Source organism: Mycetocola lacteus (assembly GCF_003667575.1).
Lineage (GTDB): Bacteria > Actinomycetota > Actinomycetes > Actinomycetales > Microbacteriaceae > Mycetocola > Mycetocola lacteus.
On record NZ_RCUY01000015.1, the window covers coordinates 1 to 24,951 of the forward strand.

30 protein-coding genes are annotated in these 24,951 nt (G+C 65.0%); 5 read left to right on the top strand and 25 right to left on the bottom strand.

Annotated features, from left to right (window positions below; all coding sequences use genetic code 11):
* Positions 1–158 precede the first annotated feature (158 nt).
* From D9V34_RS15315 to D9V34_RS15335, 5 genes are all read right to left on the bottom strand, one after another.
* Positions 159–1,397, bottom strand: a complete 1,239-nt coding sequence (locus D9V34_RS15315; RefSeq protein WP_121689358.1) for an MFS transporter — start codon at positions 1,395–1,397, stop codon at positions 159–161.
* A complete protein-coding gene (locus D9V34_RS15320; RefSeq protein ID WP_121689359.1) occupies positions 1,394–1,951 on the bottom strand; it encodes a MarR family winged helix-turn-helix transcriptional regulator in 558 nt (185 codons plus the stop codon). The genes D9V34_RS15315 and D9V34_RS15320 overlap by 4 nt, the downstream gene beginning before the upstream one ends.
* Before the next feature lie 153 nt (positions 1,952–2,104).
* Positions 2,105–2,488: a 50S ribosomal protein L7/L12 gene (gene rplL, locus D9V34_RS15325; protein ID WP_121689360.1), complete on the bottom strand. Its 384-nt coding sequence runs from the start codon at positions 2,486–2,488 to the stop codon at positions 2,105–2,107.
* Positions 2,489–2,539: 51 nt separating this feature from the next.
* Positions 2,540–3,055, bottom strand: a complete 516-nt coding sequence (gene rplJ, locus D9V34_RS15330; RefSeq protein ID WP_121689361.1) for a 50S ribosomal protein L10 — start codon at positions 3,053–3,055, stop codon at positions 2,540–2,542.
* A gap of 262 nt (positions 3,056–3,317) precedes the next feature.
* Positions 3,318–4,028 carry a YoaK family protein gene (locus tag D9V34_RS15335; RefSeq protein ID WP_121689362.1) on the bottom strand — a complete coding sequence of 237 codons (711 nt, stop codon included), beginning with the start codon at positions 4,026–4,028 and terminating at the stop codon, positions 3,318–3,320.
* Between the two features lie 214 nt (positions 4,029–4,242).
* Here D9V34_RS15335 and D9V34_RS15340 point away from each other — a divergent pair, with 214 nt between their 5' ends.
* The 3 genes from D9V34_RS15340 (at position 4,243) to D9V34_RS15350 (ending at position 6,639) form a co-directional block, all read left to right on the top strand.
* Positions 4,243–4,707 (top strand): MarR family winged helix-turn-helix transcriptional regulator, encoded by a 465-nt coding sequence (locus D9V34_RS15340; protein WP_121689363.1) that lies wholly within the window; start codon positions 4,243–4,245, stop codon positions 4,705–4,707.
* 106 nt (positions 4,708–4,813) lie between these two features.
* Positions 4,814–6,016, top strand: coding sequence for a pyridoxal phosphate-dependent aminotransferase (locus tag D9V34_RS15345; RefSeq protein WP_121689364.1), 1,203 nt, complete (start codon positions 4,814–4,816; stop codon positions 6,014–6,016).
* 107 nt (positions 6,017–6,123) lie between these two features.
* The gene (locus tag D9V34_RS15350) at positions 6,124–6,639 is read left to right on the top strand and encodes an aminoacyl-tRNA deacylase (protein ID WP_183092000.1); all 516 of its coding nucleotides are present in this window, start codon (positions 6,124–6,126) and stop codon (positions 6,637–6,639) included.
* A 19-nt stretch (positions 6,640–6,658) separates the two neighbouring features.
* On the opposite strand, the gene D9V34_RS15355 is transcribed toward D9V34_RS15350, so the two are convergent.
* From D9V34_RS15355 to D9V34_RS15415, 14 genes are all read right to left on the bottom strand, one after another.
* The gene (locus D9V34_RS15355) at positions 6,659–7,201 is read right to left on the bottom strand and encodes a T6SS immunity protein Tdi1 domain-containing protein (protein WP_121689365.1); all 543 of its coding nucleotides are present in this window, start codon (positions 7,199–7,201) and stop codon (positions 6,659–6,661) included.
* A gap of 120 nt (positions 7,202–7,321) precedes the next feature.
* A complete protein-coding gene (locus D9V34_RS15360) occupies positions 7,322–8,389 on the bottom strand; it encodes an ABC transporter ATP-binding protein (protein WP_183092001.1) in 1,068 nt (355 codons plus the stop codon).
* Positions 8,382–9,221, bottom strand: coding sequence for an ABC transporter permease subunit (locus D9V34_RS15365; RefSeq protein WP_245601314.1), 840 nt, complete (start codon positions 9,219–9,221; stop codon positions 8,382–8,384). The genes D9V34_RS15360 and D9V34_RS15365 overlap by 8 nt, the downstream gene beginning before the upstream one ends.
* Positions 9,218–10,138: an ABC transporter permease gene (locus D9V34_RS15370; RefSeq protein ID WP_121689367.1), complete on the bottom strand. Its 921-nt coding sequence runs from the start codon at positions 10,136–10,138 to the stop codon at positions 9,218–9,220. Before D9V34_RS15370 ends, D9V34_RS15365 begins: the two co-directional genes overlap by 4 nt.
* Positions 10,139–11,257 carry an ABC transporter substrate-binding protein gene (locus tag D9V34_RS15375; protein WP_121689368.1) on the bottom strand — a complete coding sequence of 373 codons (1,119 nt, stop codon included), beginning with the start codon at positions 11,255–11,257 and terminating at the stop codon, positions 10,139–10,141.
* Positions 11,258–11,506: 249 nt separating this feature from the next.
* A complete protein-coding gene (locus tag D9V34_RS15380; protein WP_121689369.1) occupies positions 11,507–12,637 on the bottom strand; it encodes a UDP-N-acetylmuramate dehydrogenase in 1,131 nt (376 codons plus the stop codon).
* Position 12,638: 1 nt separating this feature from the next.
* On the bottom strand, positions 12,639–13,067 hold the full coding sequence (locus D9V34_RS15385) for a MaoC family dehydratase (protein WP_245601316.1): 429 nt from the start codon (positions 13,065–13,067) through the stop codon (positions 12,639–12,641).
* A gap of 2 nt (positions 13,068–13,069) precedes the next feature.
* Positions 13,070–13,516: an FAS1-like dehydratase domain-containing protein gene (locus D9V34_RS15390; RefSeq protein ID WP_121689370.1), complete on the bottom strand. Its 447-nt coding sequence runs from the start codon at positions 13,514–13,516 to the stop codon at positions 13,070–13,072.
* A gap of 72 nt (positions 13,517–13,588) precedes the next feature.
* The gene (locus D9V34_RS15395) at positions 13,589–14,149 is read right to left on the bottom strand and encodes a hypothetical protein (RefSeq protein WP_121689371.1); all 561 of its coding nucleotides are present in this window, start codon (positions 14,147–14,149) and stop codon (positions 13,589–13,591) included.
* Between the two features lie 44 nt (positions 14,150–14,193).
* Positions 14,194–14,757: a hypothetical protein gene (locus tag D9V34_RS15400; protein ID WP_121689372.1), complete on the bottom strand. Its 564-nt coding sequence runs from the start codon at positions 14,755–14,757 to the stop codon at positions 14,194–14,196.
* 1 nt (position 14,758) lies between these two features.
* Positions 14,759–15,013: a WXG100 family type VII secretion target gene (locus D9V34_RS17895; protein ID WP_183092002.1), complete on the bottom strand. Its 255-nt coding sequence runs from the start codon at positions 15,011–15,013 to the stop codon at positions 14,759–14,761.
* Between the two features lie 16 nt (positions 15,014–15,029).
* Positions 15,030–15,485, bottom strand: coding sequence for a hypothetical protein (locus D9V34_RS17900; protein WP_183092003.1), 456 nt, complete (start codon positions 15,483–15,485; stop codon positions 15,030–15,032).
* A 7-nt stretch (positions 15,486–15,492) separates the two neighbouring features.
* Entirely contained in the window at positions 15,493–16,740 is a 1,248-nt protein-coding gene (locus D9V34_RS15410) for a hypothetical protein (protein WP_147441711.1), read from the bottom strand.
* Between the two features lie 104 nt (positions 16,741–16,844).
* Entirely contained in the window at positions 16,845–17,390 is a 546-nt protein-coding gene (locus D9V34_RS15415; RefSeq protein WP_121689375.1) for a GNAT family N-acetyltransferase, read from the bottom strand.
* Positions 17,391–17,489: 99 nt separating this feature from the next.
* Here D9V34_RS15415 and D9V34_RS15420 point away from each other — a divergent pair, with 99 nt between their 5' ends.
* On the top strand, positions 17,490–18,158 hold the full coding sequence (locus D9V34_RS15420; protein WP_121689376.1) for a response regulator transcription factor: 669 nt from the start codon (positions 17,490–17,492) through the stop codon (positions 18,156–18,158).
* Positions 18,151–19,422 (top strand): sensor histidine kinase, encoded by a 1,272-nt coding sequence (locus tag D9V34_RS15425; protein WP_121689377.1) that lies wholly within the window; start codon positions 18,151–18,153, stop codon positions 19,420–19,422. Before D9V34_RS15420 ends, D9V34_RS15425 begins: the two co-directional genes overlap by 8 nt.
* A gap of 5 nt (positions 19,423–19,427) precedes the next feature.
* Here the strand turns inward: D9V34_RS15425 and sfnG are convergent, their stop codons facing one another.
* The 6 genes from sfnG to D9V34_RS15455 form a co-directional block, all read right to left on the bottom strand.
* Positions 19,428–20,543 (bottom strand): dimethylsulfone monooxygenase SfnG, encoded by a 1,116-nt coding sequence (gene sfnG, locus D9V34_RS15430; RefSeq protein WP_121689378.1) that lies wholly within the window; start codon positions 20,541–20,543, stop codon positions 19,428–19,430.
* A 328-nt stretch (positions 20,544–20,871) separates the two neighbouring features.
* Positions 20,872–21,195, bottom strand: a complete 324-nt coding sequence (locus D9V34_RS15435; RefSeq protein WP_121689379.1) for a hypothetical protein — start codon at positions 21,193–21,195, stop codon at positions 20,872–20,874.
* Positions 21,196–21,302: 107 nt separating this feature from the next.
* The gene (locus tag D9V34_RS15440) at positions 21,303–22,175 is read right to left on the bottom strand and encodes a VOC family protein (protein ID WP_121689380.1); all 873 of its coding nucleotides are present in this window, start codon (positions 22,173–22,175) and stop codon (positions 21,303–21,305) included.
* 68 nt (positions 22,176–22,243) lie between these two features.
* Positions 22,244–23,026 (bottom strand): sulfite exporter TauE/SafE family protein, encoded by a 783-nt coding sequence (locus D9V34_RS15445; protein WP_245992047.1) that lies wholly within the window; start codon positions 23,024–23,026, stop codon positions 22,244–22,246.
* Complete coding sequence (locus tag D9V34_RS15450; protein ID WP_121689381.1) at positions 23,023–23,589, bottom strand: histidine phosphatase family protein; 567 nt, start codon at positions 23,587–23,589, stop codon at positions 23,023–23,025. The genes D9V34_RS15445 and D9V34_RS15450 overlap by 4 nt, the downstream gene beginning before the upstream one ends.
* A gap of 46 nt (positions 23,590–23,635) precedes the next feature.
* On the bottom strand, positions 23,636–24,928 hold the full coding sequence (locus D9V34_RS15455) for a hypothetical protein (protein WP_121689382.1): 1,293 nt from the start codon (positions 24,926–24,928) through the stop codon (positions 23,636–23,638).
* Positions 24,929–24,951 lie beyond the last annotated feature (23 nt).

A 24,951-nucleotide genomic window follows, 5' to 3' on the forward strand; every position in this document is an offset into this window, starting at 1 on the left:
TGCTAAGGCCAGTCAGTCTAACAGCGTGCCCCGAGCAGAACAACGCATAATCCGGATTCGCATAGCTTCGTTATATTTCGCTCCGGATCAGGAAAATCGTTTACCGATATACAGCGGCGGGCCCGGATCGCTCCGAGCCCGCCGTCGAGACCACGCAGTTAGGCGGCGTCTCCCAGCACGATATCCGCGGCTTCCTCGGCCGCACTTTCGTGCCCCTCATCCGCGGTGACCAGGGCCTTACGTCCCAGAATCAGGATCAGCACACCGATCAGCGCGGCGGCTGCGGCCAGGTAGTACGGGGCCGCGGGGGCAATCGCCGCGGCAAGCAGCGCACCCACGGGCGGGGCCACTGCACCACCGAGGAACCGCACGCCCGAGTAGGCGGATGAGGCTACCGAGCGCGGCAGGTCGGTGGATTCCATGACCGCCTCGGTCAGCACCGTATTGGAGATACCGAGGATCAGCCCGCCCACGATGATCGCGATAATCAGCCCGGTCCGGTTATGCACCACGAGTCCGGCGACGATCAGGTCCACGGTCAAGGCGGACAGCACCACCATCAGCAACCGCGAACGGCGGAAATGACGCAGCAGGATCGGGGCCACCACCACGCTGGTGATCGCCAGGGCCACACCCCATCCGAAGAACACGAAGCCGAGTCCGGTGGCTCCGAGCTCCAGCGGGAACGGGCTGTAGGCCAGCAGGATAAAGAAGGCCACGTTGTAGAAGAATGCGGTGGCCGCCAGCAGCGCCAGAACCGGACGGCGCAGCGCGCTAAAGGCCGCGGTGATTTTGACCGGGGCGGGCTTGGCGGGGTCCTTTTTCAGGATCGTCAGGATCGCGATGAACCCGATGGCCATCAGGCTTGCAGTGCCGAAGAACGGTCCACGCCAGGAAATGTTCCCGAGCAGGCCACCCAGCAGCGGGCCCACGGCGATGCCCACACCCAGCGCCGCCTCGTACAGCACGATGGCCGAGCCGGCGCCACCGCTGGCGGCGCCCACGATGGTTGCCAGGGCGGTGGAGATGAAGAGGGCGTTACCCAGACCCCAGCCGGCACGGAAGCCGATGATCTCGTCCACGCTGCCCGAGAGCGCCGCTCCCAGGGCGAAGACCACGATGATGACGAGGCCCAGCAGCAGCGTGCGCTTGGCCCCCAGGCGGCTGGAGATCCAGCTGGAGAAGAACATCGCCAGGGCGGTCACCAGCAGATACGAGGTAAAGAGGAGCTCGGCCTGGGCCGGGGTGGCGTCAAGATCCTTGGCGATGGCCGGGAGGATCGGGTCCACCAGGCCGATGCCCATGAACGCGATCACCGAGGCAAAGACCACGGCCCAGACGGCGGTGGGCTGCTTCCACATGCTGGGAGCGTGCGCGTCTACGGTGTGGCCGCTCATGCGCGGGCCTCCCCGTTGGTGGAAGCTGCGGCGGACGTGGCAGACTCGGACGGCTCGCCCTCCTCGGGCAGCTCGGCAACCTCGGGGGCACCGGGGCCCACCGGGCCGGAGGTACTCACCAGTTCGGCGAGGATCCCGGCGGCGGAATCCAGCGTGTTCAGCTGCTCATCCGAGAGCGCCTCAAACCGAGGGGTGAGCGCGGTCAGCACGGTTTCGCGCCAGTTGGCCAGGGCGTCGCGCCCTTCGACGGAGAGTTCCAGGACTGTGGCACGGGCGTCGGTGGGGTCGGCCACGCGGGCCACCCAGCCGCGCTGTTCCAGCAGCCGGATAATCTTGCTCATCGTGGGCTGGGATACCCGTCCGTGCCGGGCGAGTTCGCCGGTGCGCATCGGCCCGGTGGTGTTCAGGGCGTCGAGGGTGCGCCAGATCGCCGGAGATTCGGTGCTGGAGGTGGAGTGGGCGGCGATGCGGGTGAGTCGGTGTGCCGAAAACACGAGGTCGCCCAGGATGGCGTGCAGATCACGCCGCGAGGTGGATAAATCAGAACTGGACATGGATCCATAATACATAGCCAAGCTATATAAATCCTGAATTTCGGTATTTAACGCGGTAACGCGTGGCACCCGGGGGTGCCACGCGTTACGAATGCGATCAGAAGATCGACTCAGCGCATTACGCTCAAGTAAGTGCTCCTCGCGGAGCCCAAATTACTTGACGGTAACGGTTGCGCCAGCCTCTTCCAGAGCAGCCTTTGCCTTCTCGGCGGCTTCCTTGTTTGCGCCCTCGAGCACAGCCTTGGGGGCACCGTCGACAACAGCCTTGGCCTCGCCCAGACCCAGCGAGGTCAGCTCGCGCACAACCTTGATGACCTGGATCTTCTTGTCGCCAGCAGCCTCGAGGATAACGTCGAAGTCGGTCTTCTCTTCAGCCTCTTCAGCAGCAGCGGCCGGAGCAGCAGCACCAGCAACGGCAACGGGAGCGGCGGCGGTGACCTCGAAGGTCTCCTCGAAGGCCTTGACGAACTCGGACAGCTCGATGAGGGTGAGCTCCTTGAACGCGTTCAGCAGTTCTTCAGTAGACAGCTTTGCCATGATGTTTCTCCTTATAGTTTCTTAGTTACTCACCGCATTCCTAGGTAGAACCTAGGCTGCGGACTCCTGCTTCTCACGCAGCGCGTCGACCGTGCGAACGGCCTTCGACAGCGGTGCGTTGAACAGATAAGCGGCTCCGAACAGCGAGGCCTTGAAGGCGCCGGCAAGCTTGCCGAGCAGAACTTCGCGGGACTCGAGATCGGCGAGCTTGCCGACCTCAGCAGCGGTGAGGGGGTTTCCATCGAAGAAACCGCCCTTGACGATGAGCTGAGGGTTTGCCTTGGCGAAGGCACGCAGCTGCTTTGCCACGGCGACGGGGTCACCGTGAACGAAAGCGACGGCGGTCGGACCAGCAAGCTCGTCGTCAAACGAGGTAATGCCGGCGTTGTTGGCCGCAATCTTGGTCAGCGTGTTCTTCACCACGGCGTAGGTTGCGTCTTCACTGATGGAAACGCGCAGCGCCTTGAGCTGTGCGACAGTGAGGCCGCGGTACTCGGTCAGCAGTACGGCAGTCGAGCTCTGGAATTTCTCCGTGAGCTCGGCAACCGCGGCTTCCTTGTTCGCCATGGCTTACTCCTTGTGTATTGGTTCCCACATCGCGGAAGCGATGTGCACCATTTCCCACCGAGGCATAAAAAAATGCTCCGGCACAGGTACCGGAGCGGGAGACAACATCTGCACGGGGCAGCTGTAAAAATCCTTTTCGTTACCTACGCGGGCCGTTCCCTGGGGAACCTTCGCTGTGTGATGTTTGCACACCACAACAGAACCGGCGGTCTGTGGCTATCTGAAACTCTAACCGATGATTCCGGGATGCGCAAACCGGACGTTAGCTCTTGCGCGCCAGGTTCCACATCGACACCAGCACCACAATTTGAATCAGCAGCACCACACTCAGCGCCACCGGAATTCCCGCATTGAGCACGAGCACACCCCCGACAAACGCACCGAGCAGCATCGCCGCGACCGCCAGGATGCGGCGGGTGAGCGCCCCGGATTTCCCACCCCAGATATCCGCGACCAGCCCGGTGATGGTCATCGTGAGTACCGTGGTGCTGAGATCCGGCACCCCGAGCGCCCGGGCCGCCGCACCTTGGACGCCGAGGGCGGTGGCCATCAGCGCAACCATAATGTGCTGAATCATCGGGGCCTCCGCCCCGGTCACCCAGGCCAGCGCCACCACGCCGGCAAACGCCAGCACCACCACGGCCATCACGTTGCGGAAGGCTCGGACGGGAGCCAGATGAATGCGCGCCATGACGTATCCGCCGAGGCCCGCGCCCAGGATGTAGCCGGCGAGGGCGAAGATGGATCCGGTCAGCGAGAAGTGGGGCGCTCCGGCGAGGGCGAAGCCGATCGACACCACGTTGCCGGTCATGTTCGCTACGAATACCCGGCCGAGTTCAAGCACGCTGATCGCATCGACGATGCCGGTGACCGCGGTCAGGACCAGCAGCAGGACGGGAAGCGCGGTGCCAAACTTCGGGCCGGCCAGGCTGAATCGCGCGGGCGGTAGGGCGGTGGCGTTGGTGGCGGACATATCGGGACCTTTCTCGGGGACCGATAGCCAGCCCCGGCTGGCGTGCCGCGCTGCGCAAGAAACAGCGTACGTTATCCACCCCCGCAGCGCCTAGCCCGACCGTCCGATCGGTCTGGATTTGGAGCGTGGCACAGCGTTCGCGCTCGGCAAACTAGTTGCTTAAGCGCACTATCCGCGTGATTGGTACACTGGAGGCGACCGCAAGGGAGTTGACATGGGTATTGCAGACAGTGCGCTCGAGGTTCGTGCCAGTGGTTGGCGTGCAGTCGCCGCACTACACGGGCTGATCGACACCACGATCGAACGCGCCCTGCAGTCCGAACACGGACTCTCGATGGTGGAGTACACCGTGCTCGATGCACTGAACCGTCAGGACGGCTGGCACATGCGCATGCAACAACTCGCCCGCGCAACCGCGCTCTCCAGCAGCGCCACCACGCGCCTGGTCACCCGGTTGGAGGAACGCTCGCTGCTGACCCGGATCCTCTGCGCCGATGATCGCCGCGGCATCTACACCGAGCTGACCGCCGCCGGCCACGCGGCCCTGGACCGCGCGCGCCCCACCCACGACCGCGCCCTCGCCGAGGCCCTCGAAGCCGCCCGCGAGCTGCCCGAACTGGTGCCGGTGCTCAGCGCGTTGGAGGGTGTCATGCCCAGCGTGAGCGAGCCGGTCGGCTAGTTCGGCGTCCGTCCGGCCCGCTACCCAGACGGATCCGCGCATCCGTGCGCAGAAAACCGGCGTAATCCCGGTGACTTTCCAGGGGATTTCTGGATACGATCAGGGGGTGACTACTACACCGCGCCTCTCCACGAAGATTTCCGCCATCGCCGAATCCGCCACGCTCAAGGTTGATGCGAAGGCCAAGGCCCTCCAGGCGCAGGGTCGCCCGGTTATTAGCTATGCGGCGGGTGAACCCGATTTCGCGACCCCGGCCCACATTGTGGAGGCCGCGGCGGCCGCCGTAAAGGATCCCAAAAACCACCGCTACACCCCCGCCGCCGGGCTTCCCGAGCTGCGCGAGGCCATCGTGGCAAAGACGCTGCGCGACTCGGGGATCGAGATCGCCGCCAACCAGGTTGTGGTGACCAACGGTGGCAAGCAGTCGGTCTATGAGGCCTTCCAGGTGCTGCTGAACGACGGCGACGAGGTCATCGTCCCGACCCCGTATTGGACCACCTACCCCGAGGTCATCGCGCTGGCCGGCGGCACCGCGATCGACGTCTTCGCCGACGCCGAGGCCGGATATAAGGTCACCCTCGACCAGCTTGAGGCAGCCCGCACCGAGCGCACCAAGATTCTGCTGTTTGTCTCGCCCTCCAACCCCACCGGGGCCGTGTACTCCCCCGAGGAAACCCGCGCCATTGGCGAGTGGGCCCTCGAGCACGGCATCTGGATCATCAGCGATGAGATCTACCAGAACCTCACCTATGACGGTGCCCGCGCGATCTCGATCCTCGAGGCCGTTCCGGCGCTGGCGAACCAGACCCTGCTGGTCAACGGTGTGGCCAAGACCTATGCGATGACCGGTTGGCGGGTGGGCTGGACCATCGGTCCGGTGGATGCGATCAAGGCCCTCACCAACCTGCAGTCCCACCTCTCGGGCAACGTGAACAACATTGCCCAGCGTGCGGCGATTGCCGCGCTGAACGGTCCGCAGGACGAGGTCGAGGCGATGCGCGTGGCGTTTGATCGTCGCCGCAAGACCATCGTCACCGAGCTCAACAAGATCGAGGGCGTCTCGGTGCCGACCCCCGAGGGAGCGTTCTACGTTTACGCCGACGTTCGCGGTCTGCTGGGCCAGGAGTGGGCGGGCGTGACCCCGACCACCTCGCTGGAGCTCGCCGATCTGATGCTCGACGCCGCCGAGGTGGCCGCCGTTCCCGGCGAGGCCTTCGGCCCCTCCGGCTACCTGCGCTTCAGCTACGCCCTCGGCGACGACGCCCTGCTCGAGGGCATCCAGCGCCTGCAGAAGCTCTTCAGCCGCTAGGTTCACCACCACGAATGCCGCTCACCGCAAGGTGGGCGGCATTCGTGTTTCCGGCCCGAATCCGACAATCGGGGAATGCGGGCGGGTGGGCGACTGTTTTTCTCAGCATGACTGAAACCGCCGCGCCCGCCGTGACCGATCTGCCCGAGGGCACCCAGCGTGTGGTGGCCGACGCCGAGGCACGTGGGATTCCGATTCGGGTGCGCGAGCGCGGCCCGGCGACGAGCCTGGCCGATGCGGCCGCGCAGATCGGGATCGAGCCCGGGGCGCTGGTCAAGACCCTGGTGATCCGTCGCCACGATGGCAGCTTCCTGCTGGCGCTGGTGCCCGGGGGTCGCAAGATTTCCTGGCCGCTGCTGCGCCAGGCCGTGGGCGTGAACCGTCTCGCACTCCCCCACGCCGACCTCGCGTTGGAGGCTACCGGCTTTGAGCGCGGCACCATCACCCCGCTCGGCACCACCACCGCGCTTCCGGTGTTTGCCGATGCGAGCATCGCCGAACTGCCCGAGGATTCCTGGATCGGCCTGGGGTCGGGCTCGCACCGGCACGGGATCCTGGTGCCCGCGGCCGCGCTGCTTGCCGGGGTGAACGCGACGGTCGCCCCGATCACCGAGGTCGAATAGCGCGCTCGGGAACGAATCGTTAGGGATAGACGATCGGGCCGGCCATCTGCGTGATGAGCTGCACGTGCTCGATCAGCTTCATCTTCTGCAACCGATCCGCCCGCTCTGGACCACCCAACGCAAGCAACGGAACGTACCCGAAACACTCATCAAACGCCAACGGACCCTGCTGAGCCGACGCCTCCGGATACGGCTGCCACGAGAAGAACTCCTCGATAAAGGTCTCCGAGGCGAGCATAGAGGGCAAGAATTCAAAGTCGGATGTGAATCCGGCATAGGTGCCGTACCGATACTGCAGAATCCGCACCGTGCCCTCGATCATCACCACGATGTCCGCCAGCCCCGTCGCCATAATCGGAATCATATGGAGGTGCGGAAAGTATCCCTCCAGCCGGATTCGATACTCGTCCGGATTGATCAGCTTGATAAACCCGTCCCGCGCACTCCCAAACCCCTGCTGGGTCCAATACTCCAGCAACTGCTCCGGCACATACCCGCGATACCGCTCAATAAGCTCGTCAGGCACCGGCGACGCAAGCTGAAAATCGGTGAACAGTTCCATGCCGCCAGCCAAACATGAATGATCTGGCCACGCAACCAGGGCGTCGGCACCTGCACACCACAATCGCCCCGCGGACTCGTGATCCGCGGGGCGATTTGGGGTGAGGGAACAGCGCGAGGACTAGTCCACGTGGGCCGTGACCATGTCCTGCAGCAGGCGCACGCGCACGCGGGACTCGACCTCGGGGGTGTCCTCGGCCGAGTGCTGCACCACGATCGAGAGACCCGAGTCGAGGTGCACGGTGGTGCGGCGCAGAGAGCCGAGGAAGCTCGTGGTCACCACGGCACCGGGCTCGCCCTCGCCGTGTTCAAACGACTCCAGCGCCAGGTTTTCCGGACGCACCCGCACGCGGGCCAGTGCACCCTCGGGCAGCGGATCGGTCAGGTCGATCTCGCGGCCGAGCAGCGCGATCCGGCCCTCGTGGACCAGCGCGGTGAGCAGGGTCGACTGCCCGATGAAGTTGGCCACAAACCCGGTCTCCGGGCGGCGGTACAGCTCCTCGGGGGTGCCGATCTGATCGATCTTGCCCGCGTTCATGACCGCGATTCGGTCGGCGACCGCGAGGGCCTCCTCCTGGTCGTGGGTCACAAACACCGTGGTGATGCCGAGGTCCAGCTGGATGCGCCGAATCTCGTCCCGCAGCTGGGTACGCACCTTGGCGTCCAGCGCCGAGAGCGGCTCGTCCAGCAGCAGCACGCGCGGACGCGTGACCAGCGCGCGGGCCAGTGCCACACGCTGCTGCTGACCACCGGAGAGCTGGTGGGCGAAGCGCTCGGCGAAGTCGCCCAGGCCCACCCGATCCAGCATCTCCTGGGCGCGAGCGGTGCGCTCGGCGGCGGGCACCTTGCGGGTGCGCAGGCCGAACTCCACGTTCTCGATCACGTTGAGGTTGGGGAACAGCGAGTACGACTGGAACACCATCCCCAGGTCGCGACGGTTCACCGGAACCCGGGTCACGTCCTCCCCGTCGATCAGCAGCTCGCCGCTGGTCACGGTTTCCAGGCCCGCAAGCGAGCGCAGGGCGGTGGTCTTGCCGCAGCCCGAGGGGCCGAGCAGGGCCACAAACTCGCCCGGCTGGATGTCGAGGTCCAGTCCGTTCAGCGCACGCTGTGCCCCATACTCCTTGGTGACCGCACGGAAGCGTACGCTCACGCCGGAGCGCTGTGTGGTGGGGGTCGGATCAGACATCAAAGACCTTTCGTTTGGGAGTCGCAATACGCCCGATCACCGCGAGCAGCGCGGTCACAAAGGCGAGGGCGAGCAGCGAGAAGATCACCGCGACATACGGGTCGCTGCGGGAGATTCCCACGATCGCGACCTGCAGGTTCTGCCGGTTCAACAGGGACGCGATGGTGTACTCGCCAAGCACCACCGCGATGGAGATGAACGCCGCCGCCACGATGCCGCGACGCAGCACCGGGAGCAGAATCCGCAGGAAGATCCGCGGCCAGGAAGCACCGAGCGAACGCGCGGCCTCCACCAGGGTTGGGACATCCACCGCGCGAATGCTGGCATCCAGCGCACGTGCGGCAAACGGCAGCACCAGCACACCGTAGATCAGGCCGAGCACCAGGGTGCCCGAACCGAGGATCCGGATGCTGGCACCGAACACCGGGGCCAGACCCACCACCAGGGCGATCGCGGGGATGGCGATCGGAATCACGGTGATGAACTCCAGCACCCGCACCAGCTTGGGGAAGCGCAGACGCACCAGCAGGGTTGTGGGCAGCAGCACCAGGATCACGATCGCAATCGCGATCAGGGCCAGGGTCAGCGACTCCACCAGGCCCCCGAACAGCGGGCGATAGCGGAACTCGTTGGCCGGATCAAACAGTCCGGTCCAGTGCTCGAGTCCGTGACCGGTGGTGGTGCGCAGGCTGAACTCCACCATCGCGATCAGAGGGAGTGCAAACAACAGTCCGAAGACCACCAGCACGATAACCGCGAAGGGACGACGCGGGGCCAGCGAGTGTGAGGCACGCACCTTGCGGGCCGAACCCAGGGTTTTCACGGCGCTCACTTTTGCCACCTCGCGGTTCGGGCCTGCAGGGCCGAGTAGCCGAGCATCAGCACAATCATGATCACGATCATGCCCAGCGCCAGCGCGCCGGCCAGGTTCTCCCGGCCGAGCACGGTTTCGGAGATCAGCGCGGTACGAATCTGCAGCGGCACAATCTGGGAGCCCTGACTGATCAGGGCGGCCGCGGTTGCATACGCCGAGAAGGAGTTGGCAAACAGCAGCAAGAATCCACCGGCGAACGCGGGGGCCAGCACGGGGATGCCGACGCGACGCCAGAAGGTCCAGGAGGTTCCGCCCAGGGTCGCGTTGGCCTCGGTCCACGCGGGCTTGAGACCCGAGAGCGCGGGCATGAAGGTCAGCACCATCAGCGGAATCTGGAAGTACAGGTAGGGAAGGATGAGGCCGGGCATCTGGTAGAGCCAAATTTCGCCCGGGTAGAGGGCAAAGCCGAAGACGTCCTTGAGCAGGACGGTCAGCAGACCCTGCACACCGATCGTGGCGATGAACGCGAACGCGAGCATCACACCACCGAACTGTGCCAGCACGCTGGAGATGGCCTCGACCGAGGCGCGCAGGCGCGAGGTCGGCGAGAACGAGAGCAGCGCGTAGCAGATCACGGCACCGATCAGGGCGCCGAGTGCCGCGGTGAGCAGCGAGATCCAGAGCGAGTTCCCGAAGGTACTCAAAACGGTCGGGTCGACAAGGGCCGCGACGTTGTCCCAGGTGAACGCGCCGGAACGGTTAAAGAAACCGGTGGTGAGCGCGAGAACCGTGGGGATCAGCAGAAAAATCAGTACGTAGAGCGCAAACGGAACCAGGCCGAGGCCCGGAATCAGCCGCTGCGCCGAGCCCAGACCGCCGGCTCCCCCGCGAGTGCGGGGAAGCCGGCGGGTCCGGGCAGAGCCGGATGGGGTCATTTACTGAACCGCAGCCGCCCACTTTTCACCGAGGAGCTTAGCGGCCTTTTCGGTCTGCTCCGGGGTGGCCTGGATCAGCGAGGTCGGCTCGACACCCACGGCGTCAAGGGCCTTCTTGTCCACGGTACCGGCCTTGTCCATCGCGGCGAGGCGAACGGGCAGTGCGCCGGCCTGGAGGTAGAGGTTCTGGACCTCGTCGGAGTAGATCCACTCCTGCCACAGGCGAGCCGCGGCCGGGTGCGGTGCGTCTACGTTGATGGCCTGGTTGTAGTAGGAACCGAGGGCGTCGCCGTCCAGAACCACGGTCTTCCAACCGGGAACCTTGGACTCCTGAGCCATGTTGTTGTAGTTCCAGTCGAAGACAACCGGGGTCTCACCCGAGGCGATGGTCGCCGGGGTGGGGTCCAGGGGCAGGAAGTTTCCGGCCTTCTTCAGGTCGGAGAAGAACTCGATGCCCTTGCTGTAGTCATCCAGGGTTCCACCGTTCTGCACGGTGGCCATGCCCACGGCAGCGAACGCGGCACCGGCCTGGGTCGGGTCACCGTTGATGGCAACCTTACCGGCGTAGTCCTTACCCAGCAGGTCGCTGAGCTTGGTGGGGGCGGGAACCTTGTTGGAGTCGTAACCGATCGACATCACACCGGTGTAGTCGTTGTACCACAGGCCCGACTTCTCCTTGTTGGCGTCGGGTATGTCGGCCCAGTTCTCCACCTGGTACTTGGCGAACTGGTCGGTGTTGGCCAGGGTCACGGCGGTGCCCAGGTCGAAGACGTCGGGGGCGGTGTTCTGGCCCTTGAGGTCCTTGGCGGCCTTGATCTCCTCGGCGCTGGCGGCGTCCGGCGAGGCGGAGTTCACGGTGATGCCGTACTTCTTCTCGAAGCCGGAGATGATCTTGCCGTAGTTCGACCAGTCCTCGGGCAGTGCGATCACGTTCAGCTGACCCTCGGCCTTGGCGGCCTCGACGAGCTTGTCGATGCCTCCCAGGTCCTTGGCGCTGGTGGCGGTGGCGGCCTTAGCGCCTCCGTCGGCGGGGGCGGCGTCGGCGGAGCATCCGCTGAGTCCGAGGGTCACGATCGCGGCAGCCGCGAGCGCGACAACCCATCCGCGCTGAGCCTTCATGTCTGTTTCCTCCAGTAGCGGACGAAGTGGAGGCCCTCATCGGTCGGGTCCTGACTACCTCATCGTCCTGCTGCGCTCACGCTAACAGGATGGAAATACGGGACCGGGACAGAAGGTAACGCGAAGGTGAATGGTCAGCTAATAGCGAGGATTATCCTCACGGCCCCTCGGGGGAAACAACTTCTGACCAGAGGTTAAGCGCATGACGCGTGTGACCGAATCGTGATAAATTCGGTCCGATTTGCGGTACTAAATTTCGACGCCGACCAGCACCGGCTCGGGAACCAGCTGCACCCCGAACTCCGCCGAGACGCGAGCCTGCACAAAACGGGCCAGGGCGGCGACCTCATCGCCGGTGGCCCCGCCGGTGTTGGTGAGGGCCAGTGTGTGCTTGCTGGAGATCGCCGCGCGCGATCCGGGCAGGCGGAATCCCTTGGAAATCCCCGCATGCTCGATCAGCCAGGCGGCGCTGAGCTTAACCAGCTCGGGGGCCGCGGTGGGGGCATAGCCGGGGAGTTCGCCGGTGTAGTGATCCAGCGGAATGACCGTGGGCTCCACGGCGACCGGGGTGACCGGCCAGCGCGGGGCATCCTCGGGCAGCGAGCGGGCGGCAGCCAGCGGCACAATCGGGTTGGTGAAGAAGGAACCGGCGCTGAAGGTGTCGCGGTCCGACAGATCCCGGACCATACCCTTGCTGGCCCGTAAGGCGAGCACGCTGGCGCGTACATCGGCCACCGGCAGCTGGGTACCGAGCTCGACCCCCAGCGCACCGGCGAGCTGACCGTAGGCGATCGGGGCGCTGAGGCCCGCGGCATCGGTCAGCACAAATTCGACGGTCAGGACCACCGCGTCACGCTCGGCGGGCTCGCCGCGGTGACGCTTGAGCACCGAGGTACGGTAACCGAGCTCGAGCTCATCGGCGGATACCCAGACCGGATCCTCGCCATAACGGTCCAGCAGCTCGACCGCGCTGAGCACCGCCGACACCTCCTGGCCGTAGGCACCGATGTTCTGGATGGGGGCGGCCCCGACCGAGCCGGGAATCCCGCTCAGTGCTTCGAGGCCGCTCCATCCGCTGGACACCGTGTGGGCGACCAGGTCGTCCCACACCACACCCGCGCTCACACGCAGCACAATACGACCGGGCTCGGCGGGAACCACCTCGAGTCCGGGATGCGCGATGCGCACCACCGGACCGTCATAGCCCTCGTCTCCGGCAACCAAGTTGGAGCCGCCACCGATAATCAGCGGCTCCTCCCCCTCGGACCACAGTTCGCGGAGGGTTTCCACCAGGTGGTCGTGGGTCTGCGGTTCGTACAGTGCGGCAATCGGCCCACCCACCTGGAAGGTGGTGAGCTCGGCGAGGGTGTGAACGCCCACGCTAGAGCGACTCGGCCAGACGCACCCGCACCTGGGCCTTGCCCAGGACGGTCTGCTCGGCGAAGGACACGGTGAGGTCGACCCGGACGGTCTGCGCCTCGGCGTCGATCTGACCGATCTTGGCGGCGATCGAGACGGTGGCCCCATCCTGCGGGTCCACAACCACGGGACGGGTGAAACGGACCTGGTAGTCCTCCACGCGTCCGGGATCGCCGGCCCAGTCGACCACGGGCTGCACGGCGAGACCCATGGTCAGCATGCCGTGGGCGAGAACGCCGGGCAGGCCGACACTCTCGGCAACGTCGTCCCGGTAGTGGATCGGGTTGAAGTCACCCGAGGCACCGGCGTAACGCACCAGGCTGTCGCGGGAGAGTTCGATGGTCCGCTCGGCGACGATGTCGCCCACGGTCAGCTCGGAAATCTGGGGGATGCTCACTCGTCACCTCGTACAACCAGGGTGGAGATCGCGGTGACCACGTGGTCACCGGATGCATCCACGATGCGGGATTCGGCGGTCACCATGGAGTGCGCGCCGAGGGTCTTGACCGAGGTTACGGTCAGGGTTGCGGTCAGCAGATCGCCGGCCACGATGGGCCGGGTAAAGCTGAAGCGCTGGTCGCCGTGGACCACGCGGGAAAAGTCGATTCCGGTGTCCGGCAGCGCGAGCAGTTCCGCGAGGGCGTGCTCCTGCACCACCACGGCGAAGGTCGGCGGGGCGACCACGTCGGCATAGCCCGCGGCGATCGCGGCTTCCGGATCGTGGTTCAGCGGGCTCTGGGCAAAGACGGCACGGGAAAACTCGCGCACCTTCTCGCGACCCACAAGATAACTTGCGCTCGGCGGCAGGGTGCGGCCCTGCAGTTCAGGATTTACACTCACCCTCCCAGGATAGCGGGCGCGAGAGTCCCGGGCCGGAATCTGGCCGGGCCCGGCGTATCCACCCGAGTCGGGTCAGCCCCGCTGCCCCTGCGTGCGTGCGAGCTTTTTCAACACGGCGAACCGATACTGGTTCGCCGGAGAATCGGGGTCGAGATGCCTCGGCTTCGTATCCGTCCCCTCCTCGATCAGGCGCCCCTGCGAGCGAAAATGGGTGGCGATCTCCTCGATCACCGCACAAAAAATTGCCGCTGCATTCACTGCCCCGGACGTATCCGACTGAATGAGCGAGAGGGTCAAAATCGTCTCCTGCGGACCCCGCCGCTCACACACGATAGCTACGTTCCCAGGCATCGCGTTCCGAACCGACCGCGTGGTAAATGCTAAAAACGGCAGCAGGACTTCCGCCACCGCATCGTAGAAGAACCCACGCAGGTTTGAACCATATTTCAGAACGCGCACGGTTGTGGAATACATGGTCGCCCCGAGGACCGGATTGAGATCAAGCGCGGAGTCTTGAAATTTGCGCCGGTAGAGGCGGTCAAGTACCACGGCCATGACCTCATCACTCGGCGCAAAAATCACCATACGACGGCCGGGCTTCGCCAACCCGATGGCGTTTGCGACTCGATTCATCTCAGAACCTCCATCCAGACTCGACTCCCAGAACCTGCGCCACGCTAACGACGCGAGGACCGTTGCCCACGCGCAAGCTTTTTCAACGCGGCGAACCGATACTGATTCGCCGGAGAATCGGGGTCGAGATGCCTCGGCTTGGTATCGGTCCCCTCCTCAATCAGACGCCCCTGCGAGCGAAAATGGGTCGCGATTTCCTCGATCACCGCACAAAAAATTGCGTCTGAGTTTACTGCCACGGACGCGTGGAACTGCACGAGGGAGAGAGTCAACACAGTTACTTGGGGGCCACGAAATTCACAGACGACAACGACTTCGCCGGGCATTGCGTTCCTTACTGACCGAACAGTGAACGCAAGAAATGGCAGCAGGTTTTCTACCATTCCACCGAAGAAAAGACCACGCACTGCGGAACCATATTTCAGAACGCGCACGGTTGTGGAATATGTGGTCGCCCCGAGGACCGGGTTAAGATCGAGCGGGGAGTTTTGAAATCTGCGCCGGTAGAGGCGGTCAAGTACAACGGCGAAGACCTCGTCACTCGGCGCATGAATCACCATACGACGGCCGGGCTTCGCCAACCCGATGGCGTTTGCGACTCGGTTCATCTCACAACTTCCATCCGGACTCGATGACCGAATCTGTCTGCTCATAGTTCTCGGCCAGCTGGTCCAGATCTTGGGCAATCCCCTCAAGCATCGCGATCATCTCGTCAAGGGAATCGATCCAACGGGTGGTTGCGCCTCGAAAAGCCTGGGCAGCTTCGCCCTGCCAGGCGATTGCCGAATAGGCCACAAAATGGCGAACACGGTCAACCTCGTCGCCAATCTCACGTGCATAGGATCGGAGCCGTTGCGCGGTCATGCGCAGTCCAGCCGTATCAGTCCCGATTTCCACGGCTATCCTCATCCCCGAGCTGATCCATGATTTCGTCAAAAACACGTTGTTGCTGCTCCACCATCTGGGTGAACTCAGCAAGCGGATTCTTTGCCGGACGCTCGCTGGTTGCATTCGCGATCTCGTCAGTCCACTCTTCGGCGGTACGGGAGAGATTCTTCTCCGCCAGCTGCTTCAGGATGTGAGCCTCACGCGAATCGTCTGCGCCGGAAAAGACGTCTTCGAGGGTGGTCTCTCCCCGATCAATTCTGCGTTGGATAATCTGCCATTCTCGCCCGGCCTCCCCACGGCGAGCGGTTCGAGCGAATTCCTCGCGCCCGTCCTGGGCCGCCGAATCCTCAGCGTCGATGTCCTCGTGCAACGAGTCAATTTCTTCGGTGGCCGAATTCACCGCGCTCACCAGACGCTGGAGCCGAAGGTTGAGTTCTTCGATGTCCATGGCCGGCCTAGGCGATTCTTGCGATGGTTGCCCGGGCCGCCGCCTCGGCGAGATCCGCGTTGAGCTTCACGGTGTCAAGAACGCTCAGCTTGGCATCCGCAAACTGGACGAGGAAACCATAGAGAACGTTGAGAACCAAGTAGACCTTTCTCACTAGTTCAAACATTTCATTCAGTTCCACGGCAAAGCTCAGGACCGCTACGGCCCATCCGATTGCGGGCACCGCTGCCTCCACGGCTAATCTCATCAAAAAGTTGGAAATCTTTCTGAGCGCGAGCCCGATCAAACCTGCCGCCGCCTTAGACAGAACAACGAGTCCGTTTACCAGTGAGCTCACCAGCGAGGCGGTATTCGCCACATAACCGGTTCCCTTGGCTGCGAGCGCGGCGGCCGCGATGAACGCCTCCGAGCCCTTCCCCACCCACTCGGACAGGCCGATCGCCAGTCCGGCAAAGTTGTCCCCCACCGCGCTCACCGCCGCAGACACGTTTCGCCAGGCGATTGATGCTTGCTCAAGGCGATCCCAGTTTCCGGCAAATGGCTCCATAACGAACCTTTCAATCAGGCTAAAGCCCGCAAGCTTTTCGAAGACCCAATCGATACTGCCCAGAACGGCGCCCGCCGACCATCGCAGGTCCTGAATCTCGTTGATGTTCGCCACCGGGGTTGTCAGGTATGAACTCGCATCGTTGCGCTCTCCGACGGTTGCCGGCGAACCCAGGCGATCAGCCTTCTGTAGTGCCTCACTCAGGAAGCCGCTCATCGGTCCCGCGAACTGGTCGGCTATCTGACCCGCGTTGAAGGGAAACCCCAGTTCGCCCTCACCCCAGGAGCCCGAGGCACAACCCGCGGCGGGGCCCAGGGCAGGCGGCACAGGCACCGCCTGTGGTGCGCTCGGCGTTCCGCCCAGCTTCACCATTCGCGCGTTAATAACCCGCTGGTTTTCTTCCTCGGTCGCCGCATAGGACTCAATCGTGCGATCCAACAGATTGCCATACTCGACGGTGATCTGCTGCCCAAACGAGAGCGCGCGGCATCCACCGTCAACGATCGCATCGTTAATGGGAGCGAGCTTTCTCAGCAGGAGGCCCAGATCACCCGATTCGAGCGTCCCCCACTCGCGCAGGTGCCGCTCCATATTCGAGAAGTGGAGCTGTCCCTGGCGCTTGGCCAGTTGGGAGCCAAGAGCGAGCTGATCGTAGTTCGCTGAAATTTTCGACACCGGTTGATCCTCTGGTCGGAGAGTGATCGCCATGACCGGGGGAATCCAGAGCGAGTGAGGGTATTCCTCACAGCGAGGCTAAAACGAGATCTACGCTGATCCCGTCAGATGGCGCGAAAAGCACGCCGCCCGGTCGCCTAGGCGGCGACCGAGGCCGAGTGCAGGTCCTTCTGCAGCACCTTCATGCTCATGTCGAGGAGCTTGCCACTCTCGCTGAGGATGACCTCGGCGGGCAGCTCGCGAATCTCGCCGGTGGGAACATAGCCGCGGCGACCGTAAAACTCGACCAGCTCGGGGCGCGGGCCCAGCACGGTCATCTCGATTGCATCCACACCGAAGACGGTGGCTGCATGCTCCTCGACCCGGGCGAGCACGGCCTTGCCGACGCCACCACCCTGATAGTCGGGGTTCACCGCGAACAGACCGAAGTAGGCGCGGTTCGGGGCAATCTTGCGAATCAGGCCGCACCCCACCAACACACCGTCCTCGGCGTGAGCCAGGATCATGTCGGTATCGGGGATACTCAGCTCGGCCAGCATCTCGGCCTCATCGATCCGGTCGTGCTCAAACATATTGCCCTCGCTGGTCCACCCGGACTCATTGCCGCGATAGGCGCGGACGATCAGGGGCACGATGGTGGGGATGTCGGATTCGGTGGCAAGGCGCAGAGCTGGGGTATTCACTAAAAAATTGTAAACCCGATCTGATGATTTTTTTATATCCGGTGTGGTTCACTGGCGGTGCCGCCCGATTCGCGTGCGCGCTGAACCCCGGGAGTGAACATGCGGGTACTCATCGTTGATGACGAACAGATTTTTGCCGACACCCTGCGCATCGCGCTGACCCGGGAATCGATGGCGGTGGACGTCTGCCACGACGGACTGGATGCACTGGAACTCCTGTCGCTCAACGACTACGACGTATGCGTGCTGGACCGCGATCTTCCGGGGATGCACGGCGATGAGGTGTGCCGCCGGATCGTGGGCTCCCCCGACCCGGTGCCCGTTCTCATGCTCACGGCGGCCCGACGCCTCGGCGAGAAGGTCGCCGGGTTCGAGCTGGGGGCTGACGATTACCTGACAAAGCCCTTCGACCTTGCCGAGCTGGTGGTCCGTATCCGCGCGTTGGCCCGGCGTCCGCGGCGAGCGCTGCCCCCGGTGCTTTCCGGATGTGGGATCGAGCTGGACTCCTTCCGGCACGAGGTCACCCGCGACGGCACCCCGATCCGGCTCTCCCGTAAGGAGTTCGCGGTGCTGGAAATCATCCTCGCGGCGGGCGGCTCCCCGGTCAGCGCCGAAACCCTGCTGGAGAAGGCCTGGGACGAAAACGCCAACCCGTTTACCAACTCCACCCGGATGACCGTTTCGGCCCTGCGCAAAAAGCTCGGTGAGCCCCGGGTTATTCAGACGGTTTCCGGAGTGGGCTATCGGCTGGGCCTGCGCGATGCCTAGAGAAACGGTCGAAGCATCCGAGATGCGTCCGGCCCGGTTCACCGCACGCACCCGGCTGACCCTGGTCACCTCGGGGCTCATCCTGGCCATGGGCACCGCGATGGTGGTGCTGATCTCGATCATGATCCGCTACCTCCCCTCCTATAACTTCGGCACCGTCTCGGCCACCCGGATCAACACCGATGTGCAGGCCTCCCTGGTTCCGGCCCCCGGAGCCACCCTGAATCCGGCCACCGTCACGGCACCGGCCCCCGCCGGGGTGGCGGTGGCGATCGGGGAGGTGTCGAGTCCCGAAGATCTATTCCGTGCCGCCCTGGTGATCGGCATCACCGCGCTGGTGCTGCTCGGTGCGCTGGGGATCTTCCTGAGCTATGTGATGGCCGGACGGATCCTGCGTCCGCTGCGGGATCTGGACCGGGCCGCCTCCCGCGCCGCCGCGGGTGAGCTCAGCCACCGGCTCGCCCCCACCGGTGCGCGCGACGAGTTCACCGGCCTGGCCACCACCTTCGACACCATGCTGGAGCGGTTGGAGCAGACCTTCGCCGCCCACGAACGCTTCGCCGCCAACGCCTCCCATGAGCTGCGTACCCCGCTCGGCACCACCGCACTGCTCCTGGATGTCGCCCGGGACGGAAACGTGGATCCCGAAACCGCCGAGCTGCTTAACAAACTCGCGGTCACTAACACGCGTAACCTGACCATCGTGGATGCGCTGCTGGATCTGGCCACGATCGGCGCGAACCCACCCGGTCATGAGAAGACCGATCTCGCCGACATCACCACCCAGGTCTTGGCCGAGCAGGCGGAGGCCGCCGCGACCCGGGGCATCGACGTGCGCTCCGACCTGGGCTCGGCACCGCTGCGCGCGGATACGGTCCTGCTGAGTAGGCTGACCGACAACCTGGTGCGCAACGCGATTCGGCACGGAGACTCCGGCGGGTGGCTGAGCGTGAGCACCAAAACGCTGCCCGATGGTTCGGCGCGGCTCCGGGTGGAAAACACCGGCGAGGCGCTGGCCCCCGAGCAGATCACCCGGCTCACCGAGCCGTTCTTTCGGGTGCGCGCACGGCTCGCCGATCCGGCTGCACCGGCGCGCGGGGCGACCACCTCGGCTACCGGCCGCGGCACCGATACTCACGGCCTGGGCCTCGCCCTGGTGGATGCGATCGTGTCCGCCCATCACGGCACCCTGCATCTCGAAGCCGGCAGCGCGGGCGGGTTGTGCGTCACCGTAACCCTGCCCGATGGGTCTACATCCCCCTAACCGCGCTAGACGCCGGCCAGCCCCTCGCGCCGATCACGTTCGCGTTCGAGCTCTCGCACGAGGGGAATGACGGAGGTTCCAAATGCCTCGACCTCCTCGCGCATGTGAAGGAATCCGAGCAGGACCAGGTCGGCCCCGCGGTCGGCATAGGCGAGGAGTCGCCGCGCCACGAACTCCGCATCGCCGATCAGGCCGGTGCGGAAGCCGTCGTTGTACTGCACCAGGTCACTCAGGTCCGAGCCCGCCCACATGCCTACCCTGTCGGCGGTGGATGCGCCGGCCTGCCGCACCTGCCGGGCAAACCCGCGTACGGCCTCGGTATCGGCGTGCGCGATGATGTTGTCTACCTGGGCGCGAGCCTCGGCCACGGTGTCGCGCACCACCGCGAACCCGTTGATGCCAAACCGCACCCGACGACCGTGCGCGGCCGCGGTGTGTGCCACCTGATCTCGCTGTTCGGTGAACCCATCGAGATCGGTTCCGTTGGCGAAATACCAATCGGCGACCGTGCCGCCGTTTTTGCGGGCCGCGGTCGAATTGCCCCCCTGGAAGATCTCGGGGTGTGCGCGCCCGGGAACCGCCACCGGTTCCGGACGCAGCGTGAAATCGGTCAGACGATAAAAGTCACCGCGATAGCTCACGTTGGATTCGGTCCACAGCGCCCGAACCACGTCGATAAACTCGGCCGACCGACGGTAGCGCTCATCGTGTTCGAGCCACGGCTCACCGAGCCCGGTGAACTCATCCCTGAACCAGCCGCTGACAACGTTGATCGCCGCCCGCCCCGCGGAGAAATGATCCGCGGTGGTGATGAATTTCGCCAGCACCGCGGGATGCCAGAGCCCCGGATGGATCGCGGCGATGACCCGGAGCCGCTCGGTTGCCAGGAGCAGCGCCAGGCTGATCGAAGTCGACTCATGCTGCTGCGCGGCCCCGTAGCTGGAGGCGTATCGCACCTGACTCAGCGCATATTCGAAGCCCACCCGTTCGGCGGTGCGGGCGAGATCCACGTTGTAATCCAGGCCCCAGTCGGTGCGCTGGGGCAGGGTGGAAACCACCAGGCCCCCGGAGACGTTGGGGACCCAGTAGGCAAATTTCAGGGGTGCGCGCGTGTCAGTCATGCGGCGATCCTGAGTTCCCCCGCTGGGAGCCTGCTGAACCAAACCGAAGTGTGACGCCGCCCGGCCGGGGTCGCCGGCCTTGGTGCCACAAGTCACCCCGAGCGTGCAAAACGACAAGGGCCGCCGGCCTAGTTGCCACAGGTCACCCCGAGCATGGTTAACGACAGGAGCCACCGGCCTAGTTGCCACAGGTCACCCCGAGCATGGTTAACGACAGGAGCCACCGGCCTAGTTGCCACAGGTCACCCCGAGCATGGTTAACGACAGGGGCCGCCGAGTGGTGTCACACCCGACGACCCGTGCCGTTGTCCCGAACCGCCGCCGCGGTCTATGCCTTCGGTGCCGGGGCGGTGGTGTGCGGACCGGCGGGGATGGTGGCCGGATCGATCGGGCCCACCACGGTCGCGTGACCGATCTTCACATCTGTGGGCAGTTTCACGCCCGGAACCGGGACCAGGGTGGCGTCATTCGCGGGTGCCCCGTTGGGGACGACCCCACCGGAGACCTCCTTGAGCTGGACGGCGTGTGTACCAGCGTCGTCCTTGCTGCCGGAATCGGCCGCGTTGGCTGCCCCGGCGGCGGCAACCCCGAGCACACCCACGCCGAGTGCCAGGGCGGAACCGGTCAGGATCTTCTGAGTTTTGCTGAACATGATTTCCCTCATTTTCTGCCACCGGGTGGTGGCTACGAGTTCATCTCATCAAAGTCGCTGTCGTCAGGACGTAAGCGTTTTGTGCAATATCCAGCTTCGCGCGAACCCTAGCTCAGCTCGGCGGCGCGCACCCGCAGTTTGGTCTTCCAGGGGTCCTCGAAGAGCAGGGTCTGTCCGTCAAAGCCAAACTGGATCCCGGCGAAGGTGAGGCGGGAGGCCAGCGCATCGATATCCACCCGGGCAGGAACGGTGATATCCACGATCCCCAGGCCGAAGGTCGCGGCGCGGGGACCGGCCCCGTTGCTGCGCCAGGTGTTCATCCCAATGTGGTGGTGGTATCCGCCGGCCGAGATGAACAGGGCCTGCGGCAGCTCGGTCTTGATCTCGAATCCGAGGGTGTCCACATAGAAGGATCGGGCCTGTTCGAGGTTGCCCACCTGCAGGTGAATGTGGCCGAGGGTCATGCCCTCGCGCGGCGGCGCGGCGATCACGTCCTCGGTGAGGTGGGTGCGCAGGAACGCGTTGGGGTCCAGTGGCAGCGTGGCTCCGCGGATGCGTCCGCCGGCCTCATAGGTCCACTGGTCGCGCGGCCGGTCGCGGTAGAGTTCGAGCCCGTTGCCCTCGGGGTCGTCAAAGTAGAAGGCCTCACTGTAGAGGTGGTCGGCGCTGCCCGAGAACGAGTGTGGCTCGTGGGTGGCCACCGTGGCCACGGCGAGCGCCAGCGAACTCTGATCCGGAAACAGCAGGGCCGAGTGATAGAGTCCGGCGTCCCCCGGACGCAGCGGCGGTAGGTCGGTTTCGCGACGCAGCTTGAGCGCCGAAATCCCATCGCGCCCGAGGATCACGGTGTCGCCCTCGGCCTGCTGCACATCGAGGGTCACGGCCTCGTGATAGAAGCGCGTCATCAGGTCGAGGTCGCGCACCAAAAGCTCGACCTCACCCATCTGCGTTCCGGCCGCCAGAATGTTCTCGGTACTCATCACACGCTCCCTCAATTAGTTAAAGCTACAACTAAAAGATACCCCCGAATAGTTGAAGCGTCAAGTAACTATCGGGAGCGACGCTCGCGCACAATCTGCAGGATCATCCGCGCCGCGATCACCGCGATAAACGCGGCAAACAGAATGTTTGCCACCTCCGGGCTCAGCAGCTTGGCCACGGTGGATCCCAGCGCCGTGGTCACACACGCCGAGACCCCGACGATGGCCGCGGCCGGCAGATCCACGTTACGACGGATCACGTTGCCCACGGTGCCCGAGATCGCGGTGGGGATCATCATCAGCAGCGAGGTTCCCTTGGCCAGCAGGTCGCTCGCCCCAAAGAGCATCACCAGCATCGGCACGATGATGATCCCGCCACCGATGCCCAGCAGCCCGGAGAGAATACCGGTAGCCAGGCCCAGCCCCACCAGCCCGACAATCGATCCCGGGTGCAGTTCGATCTCGGCCCCGCGCACCGGAACCACCAGGAACAGCTGCACGATCACCACCACCAGGAAGGCGATGAAGGCCCACTGCAGCGCCCGCTTGGGGATCCGCTCGAGCAGGAACGCGCCGATCTGCGCGCCCACCACCGAGCCCGCGGCCAGGATCAGCCCGGCCACCCAGTGCACCTCCCCTGACCCGGCATAGCTGATGACCCCCACCAGCGAGGTGGGCACGATCGCCGCGAGCGAGGTTCCGGCGGCCTTGCGGTTATCAAACCCGGCCAGGAAGATCAGCGCGGGCACCATCAGAATGCCGCCACCCACCCCGAACAGGCCCGAGAGGAATCCGGCCGCGAGGCCGATCACGATCAGCCAGGTGATGCGGCGAGAGGAGGTTGCACTCACGCCGAGAGCGCCGAGTCGACCGAACCAGCGGGGGTCTCCACCACGCGCCAGGTCTGCCCGACCCGCTCAAACGTCACCGGTTCCAGGTTGGCGACGGGCTCGCGTCCGGCCCCCGACACCGCCTCGGTCAGCAGGCGGATCAGCGCGCCGTGGCTGACAGCCAGCACTCGCTGGCCCGGATGCGCGGCGGCGATCTCATCCAGCCCCACCAGTGCACGGGCGATCAGGTCCTGCTCGGACTCCTGCCCCGGGTAGTTCCGATCCGGCCACAGCTCCATGACCTCGGGACCGGTTTTCCCCTCGGCCTCGCCAAACGAGCGCTCGGTGATCGCGGGATACGCGCCCACAACCGCCAGGTCGAGCTGGGTCGCCAGCAGCGCCGCGGTCTCGCGAGCACGGCCCAGCGGGGAGGAGGTCACCACGTCAAAGGCGCGCGGCAGCGTGGCACCGGCCGTACGCGCCTGCTCCCGCCCGGTCTCGTTCAGGGGGACATCGGTGGCACCCTGCAGCCTGCGCTGGTGGTTCCAGTCGGTTTGACCGTGGCGAATGAGGGTGATCTGCATGGATGAAGCCTTCCGTAATCTCTCCCAGCAGACTACCCCGGCACGGTTACAGTTCGGGATTCAGGACGTACAGGAGAACCACCCCGGCCACGCCCAGCAGCCCCAGAAGCGTGACGCCGATCCACACCCAGCGGCCATAGGCGCGGCGCGGAGCGACGGCGGTACCCCGTTCCTGACGCATCCGGAAGCGTGACATCACCAGGATCGCGTCCAGTCCAATCCCCGGATATCCGCCCGGCAGTCGCCCGCACAGCAAAAACACCACCACGAGTGGGATAAACACCAGGAAGCTGGAGGCAAGAATGTGAACGATCAGACCGCGAGTATCGGAGAGCACGATGTCGTGCAGGCTCCCGCCGAGTCCCAGCGCGGCAATAATGCTGACCGTGGTGATCCCGACCCCGAGCACCACGGTGCCCACCTCGACCGCCCGGATTGTCTGTCGACGTAGCCGTGCCTGTACGTACAGCGTGCTGCCCACCGCATAGAACACGGTCAGGAACACCAGGGTCGAGGCCCGCACCGGGATGCTCCACTGGGTGGTCGCGGGCCAGAGCAGCACCGAGATCGCGGTCACCCCGGCAGGCACTCCCACCACCACAAAGAGAATCTGGGCGATACGCAGCCAAAAAGGGGGTGTGCGCAGGCTTGCGTGGCTGCGCAGGAGCTGGTCGATCCGCGCCAACACGATCTTGCGGGAGGCTTGTCGCACCAGCGGATCCAGCCGGTTCTCCGACGCGCACGCGGCATCGGCGGCAAGCACCGCGAGCAGCAGACCGCCAAAGGGCGGACCAAACTGGGCGGGAATATCCACCACATCATCGACGGGGAAATTGGCGATGGCGGTGGCCACCGCGACGGCGATTGCCGCCATCCCCGCCACCTCGGCCAGGGATTCCAACACTCGCTGGCGGGCCAGCTGCTCGGGCACCGCGTCATCGGGATCGTCCCCGGGCGTGCGCACGGCGATCTGCAGGGCCACGATAATCGTCGCCAAGATTCCCAGCGCCCCCAGCGCCGAACCGGTGGAGATTTCAAAGCGCAGTGCAATGTCGGTGGCGCTCCCACGGCTGAGCTCGCCCACCCCGGCGAGGATCGCGATCCCGGCGAGGGGGAAGGCCGCCCCCATCACGTGCCGGCCAAGGGTGGCCCAGTAGCGTTCCTGCTCCCGCAGAATCGCCAGGCCCAGGCTCGGATTGACCAGCGGGACCGTTGTGCCGGCCTCCCCCAGAATCTCGGCCAGGCTCGGATTCGTCTGCTCTGCCGCGTCGATGTCCCCGAGTGCCGTATCCAGGCTCGGATGAGTCTGCGGTGTCGCGCTGGTGTCCTCTGCTGCCATGCCGTCTCCCCCGGTCTTGGGCT

Excerpts from the sequence above, each read along its gene's own strand:
- D9V34_RS15395 (WP_121689371.1), bottom strand. The coding sequence starts at position 14,149 with ATGAATCGAGTCGCAAACGCCATCGGGTTGGCGAAGCCCGGCCGTCGT.
- D9V34_RS15375 (WP_121689368.1), bottom strand. The coding sequence starts at position 11,257 with ATGAAGGCTCAGCGCGGATGGGTTGTCGCGCTCGCGGCTGCCGCGATC.
- D9V34_RS15450 (WP_121689381.1), bottom strand. The coding sequence starts at position 23,589 with ATGCAGATCACCCTCATTCGCCACGGTCAAACCGACTGGAACCACCAG.
- D9V34_RS15420 (WP_121689376.1), top strand. The coding sequence starts at position 17,490 with ATGCGGGTACTCATCGTTGATGACGAACAGATTTTTGCCGACACCCTG.
- D9V34_RS15435 (WP_121689379.1), bottom strand. The coding sequence starts at position 21,195 with ATGTTCAGCAAAACTCAGAAGATCCTGACCGGTTCCGCCCTGGCACTC.
- rplJ (WP_121689361.1), bottom strand. The coding sequence starts at position 3,055 with ATGGCGAACAAGGAAGCCGCGGTTGCCGAGCTCACGGAGAAATTCCAG.
- D9V34_RS15455 (WP_121689382.1), bottom strand. The coding sequence starts at position 24,928 with ATGGCAGCAGAGGACACCAGCGCGACACCGCAGACTCATCCGAGCCTG.
- D9V34_RS15440 (WP_121689380.1), bottom strand. The coding sequence starts at position 22,175 with ATGAGTACCGAGAACATTCTGGCGGCCGGAACGCAGATGGGTGAGGTC.
- D9V34_RS15350 (WP_183092000.1), top strand. The coding sequence starts at position 6,124 with ATGACTGAAACCGCCGCGCCCGCCGTGACCGATCTGCCCGAGGGCACC.
- D9V34_RS15410 (WP_147441711.1), bottom strand. The coding sequence starts at position 16,740 with ATGGCGATCACTCTCCGACCAGAGGATCAACCGGTGTCGAAAATTTCA.
- D9V34_RS15355 (WP_121689365.1), bottom strand. The coding sequence starts at position 7,201 with ATGGAACTGTTCACCGATTTTCAGCTTGCGTCGCCGGTGCCTGACGAG.
- D9V34_RS15320 (WP_121689359.1), bottom strand. The coding sequence starts at position 1,951 with ATGTCCAGTTCTGATTTATCCACCTCGCGGCGTGATCTGCACGCCATC.
- sfnG (WP_121689378.1), bottom strand. The coding sequence starts at position 20,543 with ATGACTGACACGCGCGCACCCCTGAAATTTGCCTACTGGGTCCCCAAC.
- D9V34_RS15360 (WP_183092001.1), bottom strand. The coding sequence starts at position 8,389 with ATGTCTGATCCGACCCCCACCACACAGCGCTCCGGCGTGAGCGTACGC.
- D9V34_RS15400 (WP_121689372.1), bottom strand. The coding sequence starts at position 14,757 with ATGAACCGAGTCGCAAACGCCATCGGGTTGGCGAAGCCCGGCCGTCGT.
- rplL (WP_121689360.1), bottom strand. The coding sequence starts at position 2,488 with ATGGCAAAGCTGTCTACTGAAGAACTGCTGAACGCGTTCAAGGAGCTC.
- D9V34_RS15340 (WP_121689363.1), top strand. The coding sequence starts at position 4,243 with ATGGGTATTGCAGACAGTGCGCTCGAGGTTCGTGCCAGTGGTTGGCGT.
- D9V34_RS15370 (WP_121689367.1), bottom strand. The coding sequence starts at position 10,138 with ATGACCCCATCCGGCTCTGCCCGGACCCGCCGGCTTCCCCGCACTCGC.
- D9V34_RS15425 (WP_121689377.1), top strand. The coding sequence starts at position 18,151 with ATGCCTAGAGAAACGGTCGAAGCATCCGAGATGCGTCCGGCCCGGTTC.
- D9V34_RS15315 (WP_121689358.1), bottom strand. The coding sequence starts at position 1,397 with ATGAGCGGCCACACCGTAGACGCGCACGCTCCCAGCATGTGGAAGCAG.
- D9V34_RS15335 (WP_121689362.1), bottom strand. The coding sequence starts at position 4,028 with ATGTCCGCCACCAACGCCACCGCCCTACCGCCCGCGCGATTCAGCCTG.
- D9V34_RS17895 (WP_183092002.1), bottom strand. The coding sequence starts at position 15,013 with ATGACCGCGCAACGGCTCCGATCCTATGCACGTGAGATTGGCGACGAG.
- D9V34_RS17900 (WP_183092003.1), bottom strand. The coding sequence starts at position 15,485 with ATGGACATCGAAGAACTCAACCTTCGGCTCCAGCGTCTGGTGAGCGCG.